18 protein-coding genes are annotated in these 22,432 nt (G+C 59.0%); 17 read left to right on the top strand and 1 reads right to left on the bottom strand.

Features of this window, described 5'->3' with window-relative positions; all coding sequences use genetic code 11:
* Positions 1 to 13: 13 nt before the first annotated feature.
* Positions 14 to 4,621, top strand: coding sequence for a Hint domain-containing protein (locus ACMVPR_RS15080; protein WP_416883539.1), 4,608 nt, complete (start codon positions 14 to 16; stop codon positions 4,619 to 4,621).
* A 399-nt stretch (positions 4,622 to 5,020) separates the two neighbouring features.
* Here the strand turns inward: ACMVPR_RS15080 and ACMVPR_RS15075 are convergent, their stop codons facing one another.
* Complete coding sequence (locus tag ACMVPR_RS15075) at positions 5,021 to 5,926, bottom strand: LysR family transcriptional regulator (RefSeq protein WP_416883538.1); 906 nt, start codon at positions 5,924 to 5,926, stop codon at positions 5,021 to 5,023.
* A 234-nt stretch (positions 5,927 to 6,160) separates the two neighbouring features.
* Between ACMVPR_RS15075 and ACMVPR_RS15070 the strand changes: the two genes are divergently transcribed.
* From ACMVPR_RS15070 to ACMVPR_RS14995, 16 genes are all read left to right on the top strand, one after another.
* Positions 6,161 to 6,586, top strand: coding sequence for a DoxX family protein (locus ACMVPR_RS15070; RefSeq protein WP_416883537.1), 426 nt, complete (start codon positions 6,161 to 6,163; stop codon positions 6,584 to 6,586).
* A gap of 22 nt (positions 6,587 to 6,608) precedes the next feature.
* A complete protein-coding gene (locus ACMVPR_RS15065; RefSeq protein ID WP_416883536.1) occupies positions 6,609 to 7,544 on the top strand; it encodes a VOC family protein in 936 nt (311 codons plus the stop codon).
* Positions 7,541 to 8,185 (top strand): sulfite oxidase heme-binding subunit YedZ, encoded by a 645-nt coding sequence (locus tag ACMVPR_RS15060; RefSeq protein ID WP_416883535.1) that lies wholly within the window; start codon positions 7,541 to 7,543, stop codon positions 8,183 to 8,185. Before ACMVPR_RS15065 ends, ACMVPR_RS15060 begins: the two co-directional genes overlap by 4 nt.
* A gap of 28 nt (positions 8,186 to 8,213) precedes the next feature.
* The gene (locus ACMVPR_RS15055; protein WP_416883534.1) at positions 8,214 to 8,714 is read left to right on the top strand and encodes a cytochrome b; all 501 of its coding nucleotides are present in this window, start codon (positions 8,214 to 8,216) and stop codon (positions 8,712 to 8,714) included.
* A 269-nt stretch (positions 8,715 to 8,983) separates the two neighbouring features.
* Positions 8,984 to 9,382: a VOC family protein gene (locus tag ACMVPR_RS15050; protein WP_416883533.1), complete on the top strand. Its 399-nt coding sequence runs from the start codon at positions 8,984 to 8,986 to the stop codon at positions 9,380 to 9,382.
* Between the two features lie 27 nt (positions 9,383 to 9,409).
* Positions 9,410 to 11,059 (top strand): acyl CoA:acetate/3-ketoacid CoA transferase, encoded by a 1,650-nt coding sequence (locus ACMVPR_RS15045; RefSeq protein ID WP_416883532.1) that lies wholly within the window; start codon positions 9,410 to 9,412, stop codon positions 11,057 to 11,059.
* Complete coding sequence (locus tag ACMVPR_RS15040) at positions 11,056 to 11,823, top strand: enoyl-CoA hydratase/isomerase family protein (RefSeq protein ID WP_416883531.1); 768 nt, start codon at positions 11,056 to 11,058, stop codon at positions 11,821 to 11,823. The genes ACMVPR_RS15045 and ACMVPR_RS15040 overlap by 4 nt, the downstream gene beginning before the upstream one ends.
* Before the next feature lie 3 nt (positions 11,824 to 11,826).
* A complete protein-coding gene (locus tag ACMVPR_RS15035; RefSeq protein WP_416883530.1) occupies positions 11,827 to 13,350 on the top strand; it encodes an aldehyde dehydrogenase family protein in 1,524 nt (507 codons plus the stop codon).
* Between the two features lie 40 nt (positions 13,351 to 13,390).
* Positions 13,391 to 14,647: an ABC transporter substrate-binding protein gene (locus ACMVPR_RS15030; protein WP_416883529.1), complete on the top strand. Its 1,257-nt coding sequence runs from the start codon at positions 13,391 to 13,393 to the stop codon at positions 14,645 to 14,647.
* Positions 14,648 to 14,737: 90 nt separating this feature from the next.
* On the top strand, positions 14,738 to 15,631 hold the full coding sequence (locus tag ACMVPR_RS15025) for a carbohydrate ABC transporter permease (RefSeq protein ID WP_416883528.1): 894 nt from the start codon (positions 14,738 to 14,740) through the stop codon (positions 15,629 to 15,631).
* Positions 15,631 to 16,512 carry a carbohydrate ABC transporter permease gene (locus ACMVPR_RS15020; protein ID WP_416883527.1) on the top strand — a complete coding sequence of 294 codons (882 nt, stop codon included), beginning with the start codon at positions 15,631 to 15,633 and terminating at the stop codon, positions 16,510 to 16,512. Before ACMVPR_RS15025 ends, ACMVPR_RS15020 begins: the two co-directional genes overlap by 1 nt.
* Positions 16,513 to 16,614: 102 nt before the next feature.
* Positions 16,615 to 17,865: an ABC transporter substrate-binding protein gene (locus ACMVPR_RS15015; RefSeq protein WP_416883526.1), complete on the top strand. Its 1,251-nt coding sequence runs from the start codon at positions 16,615 to 16,617 to the stop codon at positions 17,863 to 17,865.
* 56 nt (positions 17,866 to 17,921) lie between these two features.
* Positions 17,922 to 19,034 (top strand): ABC transporter ATP-binding protein, encoded by a 1,113-nt coding sequence (locus tag ACMVPR_RS15010; protein WP_416883525.1) that lies wholly within the window; start codon positions 17,922 to 17,924, stop codon positions 19,032 to 19,034.
* Positions 19,034 to 20,518, top strand: a complete 1,485-nt coding sequence (locus ACMVPR_RS15005) for an FAD-dependent oxidoreductase (protein ID WP_416883524.1) — start codon at positions 19,034 to 19,036, stop codon at positions 20,516 to 20,518. Before ACMVPR_RS15010 ends, ACMVPR_RS15005 begins: the two co-directional genes overlap by 1 nt.
* Positions 20,515 to 22,110 carry a GMC family oxidoreductase gene (locus ACMVPR_RS15000; protein WP_416883523.1) on the top strand — a complete coding sequence of 532 codons (1,596 nt, stop codon included), beginning with the start codon at positions 20,515 to 20,517 and terminating at the stop codon, positions 22,108 to 22,110. Before ACMVPR_RS15005 ends, ACMVPR_RS15000 begins: the two co-directional genes overlap by 4 nt.
* Positions 22,107 to 22,415, top strand: coding sequence for a Dabb family protein (locus ACMVPR_RS14995; RefSeq protein WP_300586011.1), 309 nt, complete (start codon positions 22,107 to 22,109; stop codon positions 22,413 to 22,415). The genes ACMVPR_RS15000 and ACMVPR_RS14995 overlap by 4 nt, the downstream gene beginning before the upstream one ends.
* Positions 22,416 to 22,432: the final 17 nt, after the last annotated feature.

Genomic DNA, 22,432 nt, shown 5'->3' with positions numbered 1-22,432 from the left:
CACAGAGTAGGTTATGGCGACACGTTTCGAAGTCATATCCCTTGGGTTCAGTGGAATCGAGATCGACACCACCGAGTTGGACAATATCTCGAACGCGGCAAACCTGTTGGTCGGCACGAGCTATGGCAGCGCCTCGGCTCCGCTTTTCAACAACATCCAGACGCTGAGCCAAGTCACCCTCGGCACGATCTATGACACAGACAACAACACGGTGAACGACCAGTTCAGTGTCGGCGGCACGGCGTACATCGTCGACGGGGCTGCGATCTATCTTGCCACGGTCACCTATGCTGACGGGACCACCGATCAGGTCCAGGTGACGCTTGTCCAAGCGTCCAGCGGAGATCTTTTCCTCTTTCCACCGGTGTTCGGCGACGAGGATGAGCAGGCGGTGCTTGAAGCTGGCCCGATCCAATCTTTGTCCCTGGACAGCCTTGTGTCCAACGCTGTCGAACCGCAGACGAACCGGATCGACATCGATTTTGACGGCCCGGTGGATGGGACCGGCCTGAGTGACGGGATGACGGTGGGCTATACCGACGGTCAAGGGGACCAGATCGGGGCTGGCGACGACCTGATTTTCGGCAATGGCGGGAACGATACGATCGAAGGCGGCGGCGGCGGCGATATCATCGAAGGCGGCGCTGGCAACGATGTGATTTATGGCGACACAGCCGACGGATCGACCTATGGCACATTGAGCCCGACCAATTCGGACAACCTCGCCGATAGCAGCGAGACCGAAACGTTCAATACCCGCGCGGTCGAGCTTGTGACGCTGGCCAACGGTGATCTGATCATGATCACGTCCGAGCGGACCACCTCGGATTCGGGTATCGCCAGCTACCGGATCGACAATAACCCCGACAGCGCGAGCTATGGTCAAGTCCTTGGCGGGCAGATCGACATTGAGACAGCTGCGGTCAATGGTGTCGGGTACCAAGACATCGAGGATATGGCCGCTGTCACCCTGTCCAACGGGGCGACCTATCTCTATACTGCTGACCCGCAGGGCAATGCCATCGGCATCACTCTGATCAACGCTGACGGCACACTGGCCAATCAGCCGCCGCTCACGGACGGGTCGGGCAACAATTTGTTCGATGATGTGCAGGAGCTGTCGATTGCGACGGTTGGCGACACATATTTCCTGCTGTCGCTCGGCGGTGGCTCGGACGGGGGGATTGACGACGCCCTTATCGTGCACCGCATCAATGCTGACGGGTCGCTGACGCAAACGGATATCGAGGTCGACGGCAGCGGCACGGGCGAGAACTTTCTGAACAATAACAGCCCCACCGAAGCGTCCCTCCTGGAAAGCTTCACCGACAGCAATGGCACCACCTTTGTCATCGCGGGCGGGGCCGATGACGGTATTTCCCTCTGGACGCTCAACAGCGCGGGCCAACTGACCTTTCAGAATGCCCGGGAAGACGATGCCGCGGGTGCGGCCGATACCGATCCGCAGGGCAATGGTCTGGGCCGCGATCTCATCAATCCCGCCACGACCGGGCTGTTCGATGTCGATGCCGGCACCTTTGCCGAAATCGACGGGCGGGTGTACCTGTTCGTGGGCGGCGTCGACGATGACGTGGTCATTTTCCGCGTTGATCCCGACACGACCAACAACGACGGCACCTTCGATCTGACACTTGTCGGGCAGGTCGACAACCTGGTCACCGACATATCAGCGATGACGTTTCTGCCCACGGACAGTGGCGGCAGCCTTGTCGTTGGAGCCGAGACCTCGGGCTTGCGATTTTACGACGTCACCGTGAACCCGGATGGCACGGTCAGCCTGACGCTGAGCGACACGATCAGCGACGGAGCCGGCCCGGAATTCGCGGATTCCGAAGCGATTGATGTCGAGGGTGGCATCCTTGTGTCTGCTGGTGACAACGATGATGGCGTCGGGATCGTCACGACAGGTCTGAACCCAGAGGCGCAGTTCGCGGGTAACGACAGCATCGTTGCTGGTGATGGGGACGACACCGTTGTTGCCGGCGACGGGAATGACACGGTCGATGGCGGAAACCAAAACGACGTGATCTACGGTGGAAGCGGTGCGGATTCCCTGATCGGTGGCGCTGGCAATGACGCCATCTACGGCGACACGACACTTGGGGCGCCGGTCACGGTAAACAACGGCGACTTCGCCACCAACACTTCGGCAGGCTGGACGGTCAGCGGCGGTGGAAGCACTTTCGTCTATTCGCAGGAGATGGCCTTTAACGCCAGCGACAGCGGGTTCGGCGGTGTGGTGCAGCAAACCGTGACAACCCAAGTCGGCCTCGACTACCGGCTTTCGGTATCCGCAAGGGAATTCGGCAGCGGAACGGGGGACCATACGCTTGTCGTTGAAGCGGTCGATGCCAATGGCCAGGTGCTTGGCAGCCAGACCGTGGTCATTGCCAACGGAACTGCCAACCAGGTTGTCACGGTCGATTTCACCGCGACCACGACTGACGTCACGCTGCGGTTCACCAACCCGACATCGACCGGGACAGTCACAACCGATTTGAAGATCGACAACGTGACTGTCACTACACTGCCCACAGAAACGATTGGTGCCAACGACACGATCGAGGGCGGTGATGGCAACGACACGATTTTCGCCGGTGGTGGCAATGACACCATCAATGGCGGCGAGGGTGGCGATACGATCGACGCGGGGGCGGGTGACGACCTCATCATCATCGATGGCAGTCTGGCGCCCATAGGCCAGATCGACGATGTCGATGGCGGGGACGGGGTCGATACGCTGATCCTGGACCCGACCGACAATCGCAACCTGACCGTCAACATGAGCACAGGCCAGGTCTTCGATGGCGTCGGTGGGGCTGAGGTGTTCTCGAATGTCGAGAACATCACCACAGCCGACGGCAACGATACTGTCACCGACGACGCAGGCGACAACCTCATCATCACGAATGGGGGCAACGACGTCCTACAGGCCGGGACCGGCAGCGACACGCTGTTCGGTGGCGATGGCAACGACCTGCTGATCCGGGGCGGCACCGATGCCAACGACGTGTTGAATGTGTTGGACGGCGGCGCGGGCGACGACACGATCTGTCTTCAGGACGGGATCAACGTCAACGACCAGATCGATGGCGGCGACGGGATCGACACTCTGGAAGTACTACCCGGAGACAACCGCAACCTGACCGTCAATATGGATGCCGGAAACGTTGTCGACGGTACAATCGGCACCCAAGAATACGTCAATATCGAGAATATCACGACCGGTGGCGGCAATGATACGATTTATGGCAGCCTTGGAAACAACGTGCTGGATGGCGGCGCCGGTGACGACCTTGTTGTCGGCGGCGGCGGCGCGGATTGGATCATCGGTGGCACAGGCAATGACGTGCTTGTCGGCGGCAATAATGGCAACGCCTTTCCGATCTCCGGAGATCAGACCGCAACCGGCAATGACACGCTGGATGGCGGCGCGGGCAATGACACGCTTTATGGCAACACCGGCAGCGACACGCTTCTGGGTGGGGCCGACAATGATCTCCTCTTGGGCGAATGGGGCACGGACAGACTGGACGGGGGGGCCGGTGCTGACACGCTGAACGGCGGCGCACAGAACGACACCCTGTCGGGTGGTACGGGCAATGACCTTCTGACCGGCGGCGACGGCAACGACCGGTTCCAATATACGGCGGGTGACGGGCTCGACACGATCTCTGACTTCAACGCAGGCACGACCGGCACGCTGAATGACGGGACCTCTGCGAACAACGATTTCATCGACCTGTCGGGGCATTACGACCACCTGTTCGAACTTTGGGCTGACCAACAGGACGACGGCATCCTGAACCAGTCCAACGCGTTCGACACACAGGGCAACGCGGTCGATTATTCTGACAACAGCCAGTTCGACACTGATGGCACTCCGAACAATGAAGGCATCTTCTTTTCGGGTGCGACCGGCGACAATACGTTTTTCAACACCGAGAACACCGGTGTCATCTGTTTCGCTGATGGCACATTGATCGGCACACCGCGCGGGCCTGTTCCGGTTGAAAACCTGTCCGAGGGTGACCTGGTTCGCACGATCGATCACGGTTACCGACCGGTGATCTGGGCCTCGCACACAAAGTTGAGCTGGAGCGCGGCCGAAGATGGGGACAAACCCATCCTGATCAAGGCCAACGCCCTTGGGGCGGGCCTCCCGGTGGCCGATCTCAGGGTCTCGCCGCAGCATCGCATCCTGCTGCCAGACACCGACCGTGATGAGGGCGTGTTCGCCCCTGCCAAGAGCCTTGTCGGATTGCCGGGCATCCGCCAGATGAAGGGCTGCCGCAGCGTGACATACCACCACCTTCTGCTGGACCAGCACGAGGTGATCTTTGCGAATGAATTGCCTTGCGAAAGCTTCTTCCCCGGTCGTATGGCTCTGGACGTCTTGTCGGGGCAAAACCGGAGCAGCATCCTGCGCTGTCTCATGAAACTGTCCCGTCGCAGCAACGCGATGCGCTTCCGCCTGGCCCGGCGGGTTCTCAAATCCAAGGCCGTAAAGAAACGCGTAAAAGAAGGCACAGCCGTCTGGACGCAAGACATGCTGCGCCGTTCCGGATGTCTTGAACCAGCGCTCGACGCGCTTGGATAAAACGTCTTTATGGAGCGGTGCCCTCCTGACGCCCGACCGAAGGCCAAACGCGCGGTGGCTGCACCCCGCGCAAACCGTATTGGTTTCAAGCAGCTGAGCCGTAAGGGTCCCGTAAACTGAGAAGAGACCGTCGGTTTTGGCCGATCCAAACAGATCAAAACTGCACCGAAAGGACTGCGCATTGATCAGTCCGATTAGAGAATCCCCTCCACCAAGCGAGTTGTCGTCCGCCAAGATGTGACCGGCTCTGTCGTAAAGAACGAGATAAAGGTTTGCCAACGAGTTCGCGGTGTATGGACCGATGAGTGGAAGCTAAGCCTCAATTTTCAGGAGATCATCTGGCCTTCAGTCAACTCAGACTTTCATGGCGACAGATGATTGTCCTCTCTCTGGCATTCATCACAGCGCCCCCAGCGGGCCGCCAAAGCCTTCGGGACCAGCAAGGAAATCAAGGAAGCTGCGGGTCTTCGCTGGCAGATAACTGCGGTCGGGGTAAATCGCTGACAGCGCCACCGTAGGCGCGGGAAAGTGCGGAAGAAGCCGCTCCAGTCGTCCTTCAGCCAAGTGGCTGCGACAAACAGGGTGCGGCATGATCGCAATCCCCATCCCTTCCAGCGCGGCCTGGAACAGCAGCGTCTCATTGGCGCTTTGCATGACGGGTGTCATCCGGACCTCCGGCGCGTTGGGGCCCAGCCCCAAACGCACTCGGCGCCCTGTGGTAACCGGACTATAGGCCAGAAATGGTGCGCCGTTCAGGTCAGTGACATCCATCGGGCGGCCGATCTGGTCCAAAAGGGCAGGGGTTGCCACGATGTAAAAGGTCACATCCGCAAGCCGCCGTGCGATAAGCCCTTCATCCAGCGCTGGGCTGACGCGCAGGGCGAGGTCATATCGCTCCTCGACCAGATTGACCGGGCGCCCACTTAGGTCGAGATCCAAAGCCACCTCGGGATAGCGGGCGCGATAGGCGGCCAGCACACGGACAAAGCCCGGTTCGGCCATCCACACGGGCAGGCTGATCTTGAGCGTCCCGCGCGGCTCGATCGTCGATTGCGCCAGCCGGGCGCCCGCCTCGTCCAGCCCTTCCAGCAAGGGGCGCACGGCGGCAAGGTAGATCGCCCCCGCCTCAGTCAGGCTGACGCTGCGGCTGGTGCGGTTCAACAGCCGCGCGCCGACCTCGGCCTCGATGTGTTGAACATGTTTGCTGGTCATCGCGGCCGAAATGTCCATGCGGTCGGCCACAGCGGCGAAGCTTTTCGCCTCGGCCACAGCGGCAAAGACGCGAAGGCTGAGCAGGCTGTCCATGGTTTCCTCCTGGGAAACTAAATAGCGAGATTTGAGAGCATCGCTTTCTCAGAAGGCAATCTAAAGACGATTAGATTTCCATTCAATGCGCAATACCTGCCATTTTCACAAAGATCATCAACTGAGAGGAAAGACAGCCTTCGCCCGCGCTCCAATGATCAGAGGAGGGGGAGCGTGTATTTCTCAGGGCACATCACATGTGGGCAACTGCCCTAGAATCTGAAGGAACACACCATGACCATGACATCGACCGCAATTGCAATTCCCAGCCGCGGCTGGAACATCGCCATCTGGGGAGGGCAGATCGCCCTTGCCGCGCTTTACCTGATGGGAGCGTGGTTCCACTTCCTGCCTGCGGAACAGGCCGCCGCCATGGGCGCTGTTTGGATGACCGAGGTGCCGATCGCGCTGCCACGCTTCATCGGCGTGATGGAAGTGTTGGGCGTGATCGGGCTGATTCTTCCTGCTGCAACCCGCATCATGCCATATCTGACGGTTTGGGCGACCAAAGGACTGCTGGCCATTCAAGCACTGGCCATTCCGTTCCACGCTATCCGGGGGGAGTTCGAGCCGCTCCCTTTCAACATGATCTACGTGGCACTGGCCGTCTTCGTCCTCTGGGGTCGTACCCGCAAGGCACCCATCGCACCCCGCGCCTGATCCCGACCCCAAGGAGGCCGACATGGACACCCCAGCCTTAGCCCTTGCCCGGCAACGTGCAGCCGACAACCTTCCTGAACGGCTTACCTGGGGCCCGCTGACTCTGTCGGTCACCAATCTTGACCGCGCTGAGGCGTTCTGGACCGAAGTCATCGGTTTCGTGCTTCGTCCCGATCTGAGTCCGGGTCTTGCGCTCGGCACTCTCGATCGGACGCTGGTGGTGCTTTCTCCCGGCGCTACCAGCCCGGTCGCGAAGGGACATGCTGGCATGTATCACATGGCCTTTGGAGTACCCTCTCAATCCGAGTTCTCGCGCCGGATCCAGCGCTTCATCGAGCTTGGCGTCCCGTTCTCGCCCGTTGATCATCTGATGTCCAAGGCGCTCTATCTTGACGACCCTGACGGCCACGGCATTGAGATCGCCTATGAAACGCCCAAACGCTTTGGCCGGTTCAGTTTTGACGGCGGCCGCTTCGCCATGTTCGACGCGGCAGGTCGGCCCCACAGCGGGCGCACACGGCTGGACCTGCGGGCGGAACTGGGGCAGGCCGACAGTTCTGATCCGGCGCTGCCGCTGCACCGCTACGCGACGGTTGCGCATCTGCACCTGCATGTGCCTGCGCTTGACCCCTCGCTGGGTTGGTTCGAAGGCTTGGGCTTTGCGCGCAACCTGAACCTGCCTGCCTTCGGTATGGCCGATATGGGTGCGGGCGCACCCTATACCCACCGGTTGGCGATGAACCTCTGCGCTGGGCCAGGCGCGCGTCCTGCGCATGCCAGCTCGGCCCGGCTTCTGTCCTATCGGCTGGATGCAGTTGATGCCGAGATATTTGCCGCAGCAAAGGCACGGCTGAAGGAAATTCCGGGTTCGAACGTTCTGACCGGCACCGATCCCGCAGGGGTCACCCTGACCTTGGCCCTGCGCGCAACCGAACAGCAGAAGGAAGACGCAGCATGACCCTGCAAAGCCCCATCGAGACCACCCCGGCCGCTTCGCTGCTCAAGACCCTGCTTCACCCCTACGGCCTCTGGGCGCTTTTCGCGCTGCCCGACGTGGCGATGACGGTGGCGATCTTCACCTCTGAGACCCCCGCGACGATGATCCACGAGATGGTCCATCCCTCGGGCGAGTTCTCGGCCCGGTTCCTGATCGTCGCAATGATGGCCACACCGCTGGCCATGCTGCTGCGTGGCTGGCGCGGGCCGCAGTGGATGAAGCGGAACCGCCGCTATCTGGGTGTCGCCGCCTTTGGCTATGCGCTTTTGCACACCATCCTTTACCTGATCGCCAAGGCCGCCCTAGACCCGGTGCTGACGGACCTGCCCAAGTTCTACATCTGGACCGGCTGGGTTGCCTTCCTGATCTTCGTGCCGCTCGCCATCACCTCGCATGACTGGTTCGTCCGCAAGATGGGCACCTGGTGGAAATGGCTGCAACGCTGGACCTATGCCGCCGCCGTCCTGACGCTGGCCCACTGGGCCGCGCTGAACGACTGGGGCGGGGTTGCCCCGGCGCTGGTCCACTTTGGCCCCCTGATCGCGCTCGAGGTCTACCGCGTCTGGTACTGGTACCTGCGCCCCCGTCCCATCGCCGCCTGACCCAAGCCCTTTGCCCGGAGACCCCAATATGACCGACACCCCCGCCCTCTACCGCCCCGCCCAGATCTGGCTGCACTGGATCGTTGTGATCGGCGTCATCCTGCAGATCGGCTTCAACGAGGCCATCGTCGCCGTCGTCGATGTGCGCGAGGCTGGTCAGGCTGCTGCCGACGCCGACATGACCTGGGCTTGGTTCCATGTCAGCATCGGTTTTGTGATCCTGCTGGCCGTCATCGCCCGGCTTGTCCTGCGTTTCCGCCATGGTGTGCCCGGCCATACCCCCGGCACCTCTGCCGCTCAGGCACGCGTCGCGACCGTCATGCACAACGCGCTTTATGGCCTGCTGATCGCCATGGTCATCACCGGCGTGCTGACCTGGAACGAGATCGCCGCGCTGGGTGGGGTGCACTTCGCCCTGTCCACCGCGCTGTTCTCCGCGGCGCTGGCCCATGCCGCAGCTGCACTGTTCAATCAGTTCGTCCTCAAGGACGGCACGCTGGCGCGCATGATCCCCGCCTTGCGGAAGTGAGGGTATGATGACCGGCACCGTGTCCCACCCTTGGACAATCGCCCTCTGGGTCGCGCGCGTGCTGGTCACCATCCCTTTCCCGAACGCGGCTTGGCTTGGGGGGAGCTTCAGCACCGTCAAACCGGCCGATCTGGACCTCATCTTGCCTGATTTAGTCTACGTGACGGACTGCAAGGCTATGTAACCTTGGCCAAGGTTACATACGCGTCTGGTCGATTTGTCTTGGTTGGATTACCCGTGTTTCTGTCGGCATCCCACACAGGAAAGCTATGCAACTGCTTTTTCACCACGTTGCCTTGATTGTTCAAGACTACGAAACCTCGAAAACGTTCTACTGCGAAGTTCTGGGCCTGAAAATCTTGGCCGAGAATTATCGGGAGGAGCGCGCGTCCTGGAAGCTTGATCTTGCGCTTGCCGATGGTGGCCTGCTCGAGTTGTTCAGCTTCCCTAATGCGCCCTCCCGCCCAAGCCGCCCGGAAGCATGTGGTTTGCGGCATCTGGCGTTTCGTGTCGAAGATATTGACGCTGCGATTCTGCACTTGGAAGCCAAAGGGGTTGAGGTTGAGCCAGTTCGAATCGACCCCTACACGCAGGCTCGATACACATTCTTTCAAGATCCAGATGGCCTGCCTCTTGAACTCTACGAAGTCTCTAACGCTCTGAAGTAGAGGCAATTTTTCCGCAAATATTTTCACTTGTTAAAATTGGAACGTTCCAATATCAATAATTGGAACGTTCCAATTTCGATGTTTGTGGAATGCGCGGAGGAAAGAATGACCAAAGTCGTACCGGTTTCAGATGCTGTCGCACAGATTGCCGATGGAGCCGTTGTGACTGTGTCATCCTCTTCCGCGTTGGGTTGTCCGGACGCGGTTTTGGCTGCGATCAGTGCCCGGTTTGAGGCGACGGGTCATCCACAGAATATCACCTCGCTTCATCCGATCGGGGCTGGCGACGTTTATGGCGTTAAAGGCATAGACCATATCGCCAAAGACGGATTGCTGTCGCGCGTTCTCGCAGGATCTTACCCGTCTGGTCCTTCGAGCGCAGAAATGCCTCAGATCTGGCGAATGATCGTTGAAGACAGAGTTGCGGCATACAACGTGCCGTCGGGGATTATGTTTGACATGCACCGCGAGGCTGCCGCCAAGCGCCCCGGAGTCCTGACCGAGGTCGGGCTGGACACCTTTGTGGATCCCAATCGCCAGGGTTGCGCAATGAACGAGCGGGCCGCAGCCGCCCCGATCGTGGAGCGTGCCGAATTCGGCGGGAAGACATGGCTGTATTTTCCAAACATATCGCCGGATGTTGCGATTATTCGCGCGACGACGGCCGATGAACGCGGGAACCTGACCTACGAGCACGAGGGCGCCTACCTGGGTGGGCTCGAGCAAGCGATAGCCGTACGCAACAATGGCGGTCTGGTGATCGCACAGGTCAAGCGGGTGACTGCGAACGGCTCCTTGCGTCCGCATGATGTTCGGGTGCCGGGCCATCTGGTTGATTACGTCGTCATTGATCCTGATCAGAAGCAGACGACAGAAACACTTTATAACCCTGCGATTTCGGGTGAAATCATGCGTCCATGGAGCAGCTTTTCCGTCCCGGAACATGGGATTGAAAAGGTGATCGCCCGTCGTGCCGCGATGGAGTTGAAACGCGGGATGACTGCCAATCTGGGCTTTGGCATCAGTGCGATGGTCCCGCGTGTGTTGCTGGAAGAAGGCTATCCGGACGCCGTCACCTGGGCGATCGAGCAAGGTGCCGTGGGAGGCATGCCACTGACCGGCTTCGCCTTTGGCTGTGCCTCAAACGCGGATGCTTTTGTCCCGTCGCCACAGCAATTCATCTATTTCCAGGGGGCCGGCTTTGACATGTCCTTCTTGTCGTTCCTCGAAGTAGATGTGGAAGGCAACGTCAATGTCTCGAAACTTGGTAAGAAGCCCTATCTCACCGCTGGCTGCGGTGGCTTTGTGGACATCACTGCCAAGGCAAGGAACATCGTCTTTTCCGGCTGGTTCGAGGCCGGAGCCAAGATTGCTCTGACCGAAGATGGCATCAAAATAAAAGCCCCGGGCAAGTTCACCAAAATGGTCGACGAGGTCGAGCATGTAACCTTCTCGGGGCGGCGCGCGCGAGAGCAGGGCCAGAACGTCATCTATGTAACCGAGCGCTGCGTGATCGCGCTGCAGGGCAACGGCCTCGTCGCTACGGAGATTATGCCCGGTATCGACCCGCAGGCGCACATTGTCGGCCCATCCCAAGGCCGGGTACAAGTTGCCGAGAACGCAAAGATCATGCCGAAAGCGCTGCTGGCTGATGCACCAATGGGGCTGGTGCTGTGAGCGCGATCAATCTCTCAAATGATGGTGCCATCGCGGTACTGACGGTCTCGAACGAGGCAAAGTTGAACGCCTTGACCACCGCAATGCTCGACGCCCTTGACGGGCATCTGGGCCGGATCGATCATAGCACCGACACGGTGGCGGTCATTGTGATCGGTGTAGGTGACACGGCGTTTTGCTGTGGTGCCGATATTTCCGAATGGGGCGCGCTTTCTCCGGCGGAATTCGCCCGCATCTGGGTGCGTGATGGACATCGGATCTTTGATCGATTGGCCCGGCTGTCGAAACCCACGATTTGCGCCTTGAACGGCCATGCCTTTGGCGGCGGGCTGGAACTGGCGGCGGCCTGCGATATTCGGGTCATGACTCCTCGTGCGACGTTGGCCTTGCCGGAAGCGAAGGTCGGGATTGTGCCTGGTTGGTCCGGCACACAGCGGTTGATGCGTTTGCTGCCTGAACCTGTTGGTAAAGAGATGGCGCTGTTTGGCCGTCGCATTTCGGCAGAGCGTGCCTTGGGCGTTGGTTTCATCGCCGAGGTGGCAGAGGACGTGTTGGGCGCGGCCAAGCATATTGCTGCTGACCTTGTGGGTGTATCCCCCCGCGCGACAGAAATCGCAAAAGCGATGATTCACGGCGCCGTCGGTGAAGACCGAGGTGCTGCGATTGAGGCTTTGGGGTCGGCGGCCGCTGGGGCAAGTGCGGACCGCGACGAGGGCGTTGATGCATTCCTGAATAAACGCTCACCCCGATTCACAGGGCAATAAGAGATGAAAGACCTGACAATCAATCCGGCAATCGCTTTTGACCTGCCTCCGGCCTTTGCCGGTCGGCATCTGATTGACGGTAATTGGGTCGAAGGAACCGAAACCTTCGACCGTGTGTCGCCGTCACACGATGTTCTGGTCAGCCGCAATGCCTTGGGTGGTGAGGCCGAGACCGAGGCTGCAATTGAGACCGCGCGCCGCGCCTTCGACACTGGGGTCTGGAGCCGGATTTCCGCCAAGGAACGCGCGGCGGTACTGCTCAAGGTCGCCGATTTGATTGAGGCAAATGTCGATCGTATCGCGGTGCAAGAGACCCTGGAAAGCGGCAAGCCGATCACTCAGGCTCGGGGCGAGGTAGGCGGTGCTGCAGACCTTTGGCGATATGCTGCTTCGCTTGCGCGTACGTCTCACGGCGACAGCCACAACACGCTGGGCGAGGATGTGCTGGGCGTCGTGGTGAAAGACCCGATCGGGGTTGTCGCGATCATCACGCCCTGGAATTTCCCGTTTTGGATACTCAGCCAGAAACTGCCGTTTGCCCTTGCCGCCGGCTGCACAGTCGTCGTCAAACCGTCAGAGATGACGCCGTCATCGACGGTGATGATGGGTGAGTTGCTGATCGAGGCAGGCCTGCCAGCGGGCGTGTGCAACATCGTGCTTGGGTACGGGCAACCTGTCGGCAGCCTGATGTCGACCCACAAAGACGTGGACATGGTGACGTTTACTGGATCGACCGCTGTGGGCAAGCTGATCACGCAGGCCTCTTCCAGAACTTTGAAGAAAGTTGCGTTGGAACTTGGCGGCAAGAATCCGCAGGTGATCATGCCAGATGCGGATCTGGAAAATGCCGCAGATGCGGTGACATTCGGCATCTATTTCAACGTTGGGCAGTGCTGCAATTCGTCCAGCCGGATCATCGTGCATGAAGACATTGCCGAGGCATTCGTGGCTCGTGTGGTCGCGTTGTCGCGTAAGGTCAAATTTGGCGATCCGCTGGATGACAGAACACAAGTGGGCGCGATCGTGACGGCAGAGCACAATGCCAAGATCGATGCCTATGTGCAGCACGCCATTAAGGCCGGTGCCAAAGTTGAACTTGGCGGAGGGCCACTGTCTATCGACGGGTTAGGTTCGCAGTTCTATCAGCCAACGGTGGTCACGAACGTGACCCCTGACATGGCAATCGCACGTGAAGAAGTGTTTGGCCCGGTTCTGACCGTTTTGACCTTCAAGACATTGGATGAGGCCATCGCACTCAGCAATGACAGCGATTACGGCCTGTCCGCAGGGATCTGGAGCAATGACATCCATACCTGCCTTGAATTCTCGCGCCGCGCCCGGGCGGGCACTGTTTGGACGAACACCTGGATGGACGGCTTCCCAGAGCTTGCTTTTGGCGGGGTCAAGCAATCCGGGCAGGGCCGCGAGATCGGCAAGTACGGATATGACGAGTTTCTTGAGGTGAAATCACTGGTGATGCGCGTCGGGCGTGAAAGCCGGGCACCTTGGGTGGAGACGGGCGCGTAAGGCATGCGCTTGAACGCAACGCGATATGGGAGGAAACCACATGCGTTTATTGTTGAAAACCACAGCGATTGCTTTGGCACTGACAGCCGCTGCCGGTTCGGTCAAAGCTGCCGGGCACGGTGGTGTAGAGGTGCTGCACTGGTGGACATCTGGTGGTGAAGCCGCCGCACTGAACGTGCTGAAGGACGATCTCGAAGGTCAGGGTATTGGCTGGACCGATATGCCGGTTGCAGGTGGCGGCGGTGAGCAGGCGATGACTGTTCTGCGTGCCCGCGTTACCGCAGGAAACGCCCCCACGGCCGTGCAGGGACTTGGCTTTGACATTATTGATTGGGCCAAACAGGGCGCTTTGGCAAACCTGAACGACGTTGCTGCAGCAGAAGGCTGGGACGCGGTTGTCCCGGCTGCACTGCAGCATTTCGCCAAAGTTGACGGGGTTTGGGTGTCTGCACCCGTGAACGTCCATTCCACCAACTGGGTCTGGGCCAACAAGTCTGTGCTGGATGCCAATGGTATCTCCGTACCAGAGACTTGGGAAGACTTTGCGGCAGCGATGGAAACTTTGGCAGCAGCCGGTGTGACCCCAATCGCCCATGGTGGTCAGGCGTGGCAGGAAGCCACCGTGTTTGACGCGGTCGCGATGTCAACGTTGGGCCCAGACGGCTACAAAGCGGCCTTTATCGATTTGGACCCAGAGGCTCTTGGTTCCGACGCGATGAAGGAGGCCTTTGATCGGATGGCCGTCATTCGTGCCAATGTCGACGAGAACTTCTCGGGTCGCGACTGGAACCTGGCAACAGCCATGGTCATCAACGGCGAAGCAGGTTTCCAGATGATGGGCGACTGGGCCAAGGGCGAATTCCTGAACGCTGGCCAAGTGCCGGGGGAGGATTTTCTGTGCTTCCGGTTCCCGGGCACACAAAGCCAGGTCACCTTCAATGCCGACCAGTTCATGATGTTTGACCAGGGTGGTTCGGTGTCGACCGAGCAGGCGGCCCTTGCCTCTGCGATCTTGTCGCCATCCTTCCAGTCCGCGTTCAATGTGGTCAAAGGTTCGGTGCCAGCCCGCACAGACGTGTCCGACGCTGACTTTGACGCGTGCGGAAAGCAGGGCATTGCTGACCTGGCCGCCGCAGCATCCAGTGGCAATTTGTTTGGTTCCATGGCCCACGGTCACGCCAACGAGGCCGCCGTCAAGAACGCGATGTATGACGTGATCACCGCTCACTTCAATGGTGAGTTCGACAGTGAAACCGCCGTCGAAGAGTTGGTCACGGCCGTTGAAATCGCCCAGTAAATTCTGGGCGACCTCCCAGTGGCAGGGCGGTGTCAAGACCGCCCTGCCACACCGACAATATACACTGAACTCAGCCTGGAGGGGCGCGTAATGGCACATTTTGCCGACGCGGATTTCAAGACGCGGCTACAATCCTGGTTGCCAAAACTGGTGCTCTCACCATCGCTGGCCATGGTGCTGGTCTTCGTCTACGGCTTTATCATCTTTTCGGTGTATTTGTCGTTTACAGACAGCCGCTTGTTGCCATCTTACGGCTGGGTCGGCTGGGAGAATTATTCCAAGCTCTGGCGGCTGAGCCATTGGGAAATCTCGCTCACGAACATGGGCATCTTTGCCGCGCTTTACATCACGATCTGCACCCTTCTAGGGCTGAGCCTCGCTATATTTCTGGACCAGAAGGTGCGCGCAGAGGGCGTGATCCGGACGATCTATCTCTATCCCATGGCGTTATCGTTCATTGTGACCGGAACCGCTTGGAAGTGGTTTCTGGACCCCGGTATCGGCCTCGAAAATGTTCTTCAGACCTGGGGCTGGACAACGTTCGAGTTCGACTGGATCAAGAACCGAGACTATGCCATCTACACGGTTGTCTTGGCCGCAGTCTGGCAGACCAGCGGGTTCGTCATGGCGATGTTTCTGGCTGGGCTTCGCGGGATCGACAACGAGATCCTGAAGGCGGCCCAGATGGATGGTGCCTCGAACTGGAACCTATATCGTCGGATCATCATCCCACAGCTGCGCCCTGCGTTCCTGTCGGCTTTCGTGATCCTCAGCCATCTTGCCATCAAGACGTTCGATTTGGTCATTGCGCTGACGGGCGGTGGGCCCGGTCGCGCGACCGAACTGCCAGCAACGTTCATGTATTCCTATACGTTCAGCCGCAATCAGATGGGGATCGGTGCGGCCTCCGCCACGATCATGCTGATGACCATTGCCGCAATTATGATCCCTTACCTCTATGCCGAACTGAAGGAGAAGAAGTGATGGCCGTCGCTTCGCAGGACACCGCCATTCGCACCGGTCGCGTGACTCGGACGCTGATCTACCTTGTCTTATTGCTGTTTGCCCTGTTCTATATGTTGCCGCTTTACGTGATGGTGGTGAACTCAGTGAAGCCGTTGGCTGAAATCACCGGCGGTGGCATGATGAACCTGCCGCAGGCCTTCACGCTGGAGCCTTGGGCCAAGGCATGGTCCTCGGCACAGATCGGTGTCGATCCAACTGGACTGTCGCCTTACTTCTGGAACTCCATCAAAATGGTTGTTCCTGCCGTCGCCATCTCGACCGTTTTGGGCGCGCTGAACGGTTATGTACTGACGAAATGGCGGTTTCGGGGAGACACGATCCTGTTTGGGCTAATGCTCTTCGCCTGCTTTATCCCATTCCAGATCGTACTGATCCCAATGGCGCGAATGTTGGGCCTAATGGGTCTCGCGGGTACGACCTGGGGGCTGGTGCTGGTGCATGTGGTCTATGGGATCGGGTTCACGACGCTTTACTTCCGCAACTATTACGCCGTCTTTCCGACCGAGCTTGTAAGGGCCGCTCAGATCGATGGGGCTGGGTTTTTCCAGATTTTCTGGCGCATCCTTTTACCGTCGTCTGGACCAATTGCTGTGGTGTCGATCATTTGGCAGTTCACCAACATCTGGAATGACTTCCTGTTCGGGGCCTCTTTTGCCGGGGCAGACAGCCAGCCGATGACAGTGGCTTTGAACAACCTTGTTCAATCCTCCACCGGGGTGAAGGAATACAACGTTCACTTTGCAGGCGCGATCCTCGCCGCTCTGCCAACTCTTCTCGTTTACATCGTCGCAGGCCGCTATTTCGTGCGCGGTCTGATGGCCGGGTCAGTCAAAGGATAATTTACTTGTTGGCCGGGAAGCGGCGGCAACCGCTCCCGGCCGTGTTGAGATCAACAACCATCGGTTTCGTGAGCCGATCCCAACATGAGAGGAAAATCACAAATGAAGACAATTGCCAACATGGCCGCTCTCGCGCTTTGTTTTTCGTCGGCACAAGCCGTCGCGGAAAACAGCGTTGAGGTCATGCACTTCTGGACTTCGGGCGGCGAAGCGGCCGCTCTGGGCGTGATCCGGGACAAGGTCGTGGAATATGGTGTTGCTTGGGAAGATGCCCCTGTCGCCGGGGGCGGAGGCGATCAAGCCAAAACAGCCCTTCAGGCGCGTATCGCAGCCGGTGATCCGCCTGCAGCGATGCTGATGCTGGGCCAGAACATTATTGATTGGGCCAATGAAGGGCTTCTTGGCGATGTTAACAACGTGGCTGAGGCTGAAGGTTGGGATGACGTGCTTCCGCAGGCCGTGAAAGACTTTAACAAGATCAACGGAAAATATGTCGCCGCTCCGACAAATGTCCACCGGACTGATATGATCTGGGCGTCCAAAGCCGCATTCGACAGGATTGGTGCTGAATACCCAACGACATGGGACGAATTCAACGCACTTGCGCCGCGCTTTGTGGAAGCGGGCATCATTCCAATCGCGCATGGCGGGCAGGCTTGGCAAGAAGCCTACATGTTTGAAGCCCTGGTTTTGGGTGTCGGCGGCGCTGACTTCTATCGCACGGCATTGGTCGATCTCAGCTTGGATGCGCTCAGGTCTGAAACGATGCAATCCGTATTCACACAGATGGCTGAAATTCGCGGCATGGTCGATGAAGACTTCTCTGGCCGCGACTGGAACCTTGCCACTGCCATGGTCATCAATGGCGAAGCCGCGATGCAAATCATGGGAGATTGGGCCAAAGGCGAATTCACCAATGCAGGCAAGGTCCCGGGCGAGGATTTCGCTTGTATCCCGGTTCCGAAAACTGGCGATGGCGGGTTTGTCTATCTGGTAAACTCTCTGAGCTTCTTTGCACAACCTGATGAGGAAGGCTCGGAGGCGCAGGCGACTTTGGCGAGCGCGATCATGGACCCAGATGTTCAGGTCGCCTTCAACAAGGCAAAAGGCGCGATCCCCGCACGTGTTGATGCGGACATGTCCGCGCTCGACGCCTGCGCTCAAGCCACGGCTGCGGACTTCTCGGCGTCGGACACGGCAGGCACAGCTGTCCCGACATTTGCCGGGACACATGCTGCGCAGGCGAGTGTTGTTGGTGCCGCAACGGATGTAATCACCGAATTCTTCAACACTGACATGACACCAGAGGAAGCTGCGGATCAGCTCGCTGACGCGGTCGAACTGGCACTTTAGCACTCAAAGGGCGCGCCACGTGTGGCGCGCCCCATCAAAGATACGGAGCGATGGACATGGGATTCCTAGATATCGACAACACCACCAAATCCTATGGGGCGGTGGAAGTTCTGCATAAGGTCGACATCTCGGTCGAAGAAGGCGAATTCCTTGTCCTCGTCGGTCCATCGGGGTGTGGCAAGTCTACTTTGCTGAACATGATCGCAGGTCTGGAAGACATCTCAAGCGGAGAGATCCGCATCAGGGATAAAGTGATGAACGGGGTGCACCCGTCAAAGCGCAATATCGCGATGGTGTTCCAGAGCTATGCACTTTATCCGAACATGACGGTTGGCCAGAACATCACTTTTGGTCTTGAAATGCACGGCGTTCCAAAACCCGAGCGGGACAAGGCAATGAAGGAAGTGGCCGAGCTGTTGCAGATCGAGCAGCTTCTTGATCGCAAGCCCGGGGCTTTGTCTGGCGGGCAGCGCCAGCGAGTGGCAATGGGCCGTGCCTTGGTTCGCAACCCCGATGTGTTTCTGTTCGATGAACCCCTATCGAACTTGGATGCCAAGTTGCGTGTCGACATGCGCACCGAGATCAAGAAGCTGCACCAGAAGCTGGGTACGACGATCGTCTATGTGACCCATGACCAGATCGAAGCCATGACGCTTTCGACCCGTATTGCGGTCATGTATGGCGGCTACGTCCAGCAGTTGGGCACGCCGCAAGAAATCTACGACAGCCCAGCCAATATTTTTGTAGCCACCTTTATGGGTTCGCCCGCGATGAACGTCGTGCCCGCGAAGGTTGCCATTGAAGGGGGGAAGCCTGTCGCGCGCGTTGTTTTGCATGACGGATCAACGGTGTCTTTGCCCTTCAGTCAGGACAACCTGGCGGCCTGGGATGGTCGTGACATCATGCTGGGAATCCGGCCCGAGACGATCACGGATGAGGATGCGGCTGATCGTAAGTCAACGAACATCGCCCAGATGACAAACCGGATTGTGGTGACTGAACCTGCGGGCTCCGATACGTTCGTCACGATGACGCTGGGCGGCAAAGATGTGATTGCCCGGATGCGCTCGGATGCTGATGTACGTCCCGGAGCGGACTTCCCGTTCGCTGTGAACATGGAAAAAGCTGTCGCCTTTGACCCAGAAACAGAAATGCGGATTGTCCCCTGATGGATGCAGATATCGTCATCATCGGGTCTGGCATGGGTGGGGCGACGTTGGCGGCGGCGCTGGCGCCGACTGGCCGTCGGATCGTGATCCTGGAGAGGGGGTTGCATTTGCGCGCTTCGCGTCTGGATCGCGATGCTGCTGCGATATTTGGTGAAGGGGTCTTTCGCCCGGATGAGGCTTGGCTGGACGGACGGGATCAGCCATTCAGCCCGGGAAATTACTACAATGTAGGCGGCAATTCCAAGTTTTACGGCGCGGCCCTGATCCGCTATCGCTCCTCAGATTTCGGCGCGGTCAAGCATCCCGGTGGCAGCACGCCGGGATGGCCGATCTCTTACGGGGATCTTGAGGCAGATTATCAGGCCGCCGAAGAGATGTACCATGTACGAGGGTGTGCCACGGAGGACCCGACCGAACCGGATCATTCCGGCGCATACCCTTATCCTCCGGTGCCCGATGAGCCAGATATGGCTGCGCTGAGAGAGCGCTTGAAACGTGCGGGCCTTAATCCCTCACATATCCCACTCGGTGTCGATCTGACCAAATGGCTCGCGGCGGGGCAGACCACCTGGGATGCCTATCCCAACACCTGTGGCGCAAAGATGGACGCAGAGACATGTGGATTGGCCACGGCGCTGACGCATGAAAACGTAACCCTGCGCACCGGCTGCACTGTCACGCGTCTGGACAGTGATCCGATCGGTCGCGTGACTGCGGCTGTGCTGGACAGCGGTGAAACGCTGACCGCGCCATTTTTCGCGGTCGCCGCAGGGGCGGTGCAGACCGCCGCTCTGCTTTTGCGGTCCGCCAACAACAACTGCCCGACAGGACTGGCGAACAGGTCGGATCAGGTTGGCCGGAACTTCATGAACCACAACTGTTCAGCCGTTCTGGCCTTGCATCCCTTGGGCAGGAACCGAAGCGTTTATCAGAAGACCCTGATGCTCAACGATTTTTATCATGGCTCAAATAACCGGCCCGCGCTTGGTAACATCCAGATGCTGGGCAAGATCACCGGGCCCATTCTGGCGGCGACAACGCCGATGCCGGGTTGGCTTGCCCAATTTGTTGCCGGCCGCAGTTTCGATTTCTATGCCATGTCCGAAGACCTTCCAAACCCGGATAGCCGGGTCACCTTGAAGAATGGGCGGATCAAGCTTGATTGGCAGCGCTCGAATTGGGAGGCCCACGTTCAGTTGGTGAAGGAACTCAAAGCCGTGTTGCGGCGCATTGGGTTTCCGATTGTTCTGTCGAAGGCTTTTGACCGGCGCACGCCGTCGCATCAATGCGGCACGGCCCGGATGGGAAATGATCCGGCGGCGAGTGTTGTTGACAGCTACTGCCGGAGCCACGACCACTCCAACCTTTTCATTGTCGATGCGTCGGTGTTGCCGACCTCTGCCGCCGTTAACCCGGCACTGACCATCGCCGCCTTGGCCCTGCGGGCCGGGCGCCACATCGTCGAGACGGAGTTTGCCGCATGACCGTCCGTGGATATGATTTCATCGTTATTGGCGGTGGTTCTGCCGGGTCAGTCATTGCTGCCCGCCTGTCGGAAGATCCCAATGCCCGCGTCCTGCTATTGGAAGCAGGTGGTAGTGATCGCCATCCGTTTTTCCACCTGCCAGCAGGCTTTGCCAAGATGACCAAGGGTATAGCGTCCTGGGGCTGGTCGACGACACCGCAGAAGGCGATGCAGGACAAGGTGTTCACCTATACGCAGGCCAAGGTCATTGGCGGCGGATCCGCGATCAACGCGCAGATTTATACACGCGGAGCCGCACAGGATTATGATGGGTGGCGGCAGATGGGCTGTGAAGGCTGGAGCTACGAGGATGTGCTGCCGTACTTCAAGAAGTCCGAGGATAACGACACCTACAACGGTCGTTATCACGGCAGGGGCGGACCGCTTAGTGTCTCGATGCCCGCTGCGCCTTTGCCGATCTGCGATGCTTTCATCGAAGCTGCCGGGCAGGTGGGTATACCCAAAACGGTCGACGTGAATGGGGAAAAGCAGGACGGTGCCGGCTATTACCAGCTGACCCAGAAGAACGCGCGCCGGTCGTCTGCCGCGATGGCCTTTCTTGGGCAGGCGCGGGGTCGGCAGAATTTGACGATCCGAATGCGGGCGCAGGTGAAGCGAATTACGGTCGAGCGCCGCCGCGCGACTGGGGTCGAGCTGGCCGACGGGAGCGTCATCACTGCCGACCGTGAGGTGATCCTGTCCTCGGGCGCAATCGGGTCGCCGCGGTTGCTGCAGCTCTCCGGAATTGGACCTGCAGATCATTTGGCCAGCCTCGGGATCAAGGTCGTTTATGACCAGCCGAATGTCGGCGCGAACCTGCAAGACCACCTTGACCTGTACGCGATTTGTGAGGTGACAGGACCGCACACCTATGATCGCTTCGCCAAGCTGCACCTCAGTGCGCTTGCCGGGCTGCAATACATCTTCACCCGAAAGGGGCCTGTGGCCTCGAGCCTCTTTGAAACAGGGGGATTTTGGTATGCGGATGAAAACGCGGAAACACCGGACATCCAGATGCATTTGGGGTTGGGAACCGGTATCGAAGCCGGGGTTGTGGCGATGCCCAATGGCGGCGTGACCTTGAACGCCTGCCACCTGCGTCCACGGTCGCGAGGGACCGTCCGTCTGCAGTCAAACGACCCCAGAGACATGCCGCTGATCGACCCCAACTATCTGGCAGACCCCTATGACCGCGAAATGTCGATCCGTGGGCTAAAGCTGGTGCAGGAGATCCTGTCTCAGTCTGCGCTGAGCAAGTACATCCTGGCCGAGCGCCTGCCGGGGCCGGATGTTAAGACCGATCAGGATTACTTCAATTTTATCTGCGTTCATTCGAAAACGTCGCATCACTGCGCAGGCACGTGCCGCATGGGTTCCGACGATGCCGCGGTGCTGAACACTCGTCTTCAATTCAATGGAATTGAGGCTCTGCGCGTCGCCGACGCCTCTGTGATGCCGACCGTCAATTCATCCAATACCAACGCACCCTCCATCATGATCGGCGAGAAAGCCGCCGATATGATCCGCCAAGACCAGGGAATGATGCCATGATCCGCCACATCGTATTGACCAAGTTCAAACCCGAGGTGTCCGAAGCGACCATCAAAGGCATCTACGATGGTTTGGCGGCTGTGACCGACAAACTGCCTGGTGCCGCAAACTTCACCGGTGGGCGATCCGAAAGTCCCGAACAGATCGAACGTGGGTACATGCACGGCTTTGTCATCGACTTCGACAGTTGGGAAGCGCTGCAAACTTATTCTGACGATGAAGACCATAAGGCCCTTGGAGGCCAGCTTGTGGCGAACGCCATGGGCGGGATCGACGGTATTCTGGTTCTCGACCTTGACGTATAGGAAAGGGTCAAAGGAGA

This window comes from Marivita sp. (assembly GCF_048006345.1).
Taxonomy (GTDB): domain Bacteria; phylum Pseudomonadota; class Alphaproteobacteria; order Rhodobacterales; family Rhodobacteraceae; genus Marivita.
This window is presented reverse-complemented; position numbering and strand designations above follow the sequence as displayed.

Bases quoted from the DNA above. Each gene is read 5' to 3' on its own strand.
- ACMVPR_RS15060 (WP_416883535.1), top strand. From the start codon at position 7,541: ATGACCCTGCAAAGCCCCATCGAGACCACCCCGGCCGCTTCGCTGCTC.
- ACMVPR_RS15065 (WP_416883536.1), top strand. From the start codon at position 6,609: ATGGACACCCCAGCCTTAGCCCTTGCCCGGCAACGTGCAGCCGACAAC.
- ACMVPR_RS15035 (WP_416883530.1), top strand. From the start codon at position 11,827: ATGAAAGACCTGACAATCAATCCGGCAATCGCTTTTGACCTGCCTCCG.
- ACMVPR_RS15005 (WP_416883524.1), top strand. From the start codon at position 19,034: ATGGATGCAGATATCGTCATCATCGGGTCTGGCATGGGTGGGGCGACG.
- ACMVPR_RS15080 (WP_416883539.1), top strand. From the start codon at position 14: ATGGCGACACGTTTCGAAGTCATATCCCTTGGGTTCAGTGGAATCGAG.
- ACMVPR_RS14995 (WP_300586011.1), top strand. From the start codon at position 22,107: ATGATCCGCCACATCGTATTGACCAAGTTCAAACCCGAGGTGTCCGAA.
- ACMVPR_RS15025 (WP_416883528.1), top strand. From the start codon at position 14,738: ATGGCACATTTTGCCGACGCGGATTTCAAGACGCGGCTACAATCCTGG.
- ACMVPR_RS15010 (WP_416883525.1), top strand. From the start codon at position 17,922: ATGGGATTCCTAGATATCGACAACACCACCAAATCCTATGGGGCGGTG.
- ACMVPR_RS15070 (WP_416883537.1), top strand. From the start codon at position 6,161: ATGACCATGACATCGACCGCAATTGCAATTCCCAGCCGCGGCTGGAAC.
- ACMVPR_RS15055 (WP_416883534.1), top strand. From the start codon at position 8,214: ATGACCGACACCCCCGCCCTCTACCGCCCCGCCCAGATCTGGCTGCAC.
- ACMVPR_RS15050 (WP_416883533.1), top strand. From the start codon at position 8,984: ATGCAACTGCTTTTTCACCACGTTGCCTTGATTGTTCAAGACTACGAA.
- ACMVPR_RS15020 (WP_416883527.1), top strand. From the start codon at position 15,631: ATGGCCGTCGCTTCGCAGGACACCGCCATTCGCACCGGTCGCGTGACT.
- ACMVPR_RS15030 (WP_416883529.1), top strand. From the start codon at position 13,391: ATGCGTTTATTGTTGAAAACCACAGCGATTGCTTTGGCACTGACAGCC.
- ACMVPR_RS15000 (WP_416883523.1), top strand. From the start codon at position 20,515: ATGACCGTCCGTGGATATGATTTCATCGTTATTGGCGGTGGTTCTGCC.
- ACMVPR_RS15015 (WP_416883526.1), top strand. From the start codon at position 16,615: ATGAAGACAATTGCCAACATGGCCGCTCTCGCGCTTTGTTTTTCGTCG.
- ACMVPR_RS15075 (WP_416883538.1), bottom strand. From the start codon at position 5,926: ATGGACAGCCTGCTCAGCCTTCGCGTCTTTGCCGCTGTGGCCGAGGCG.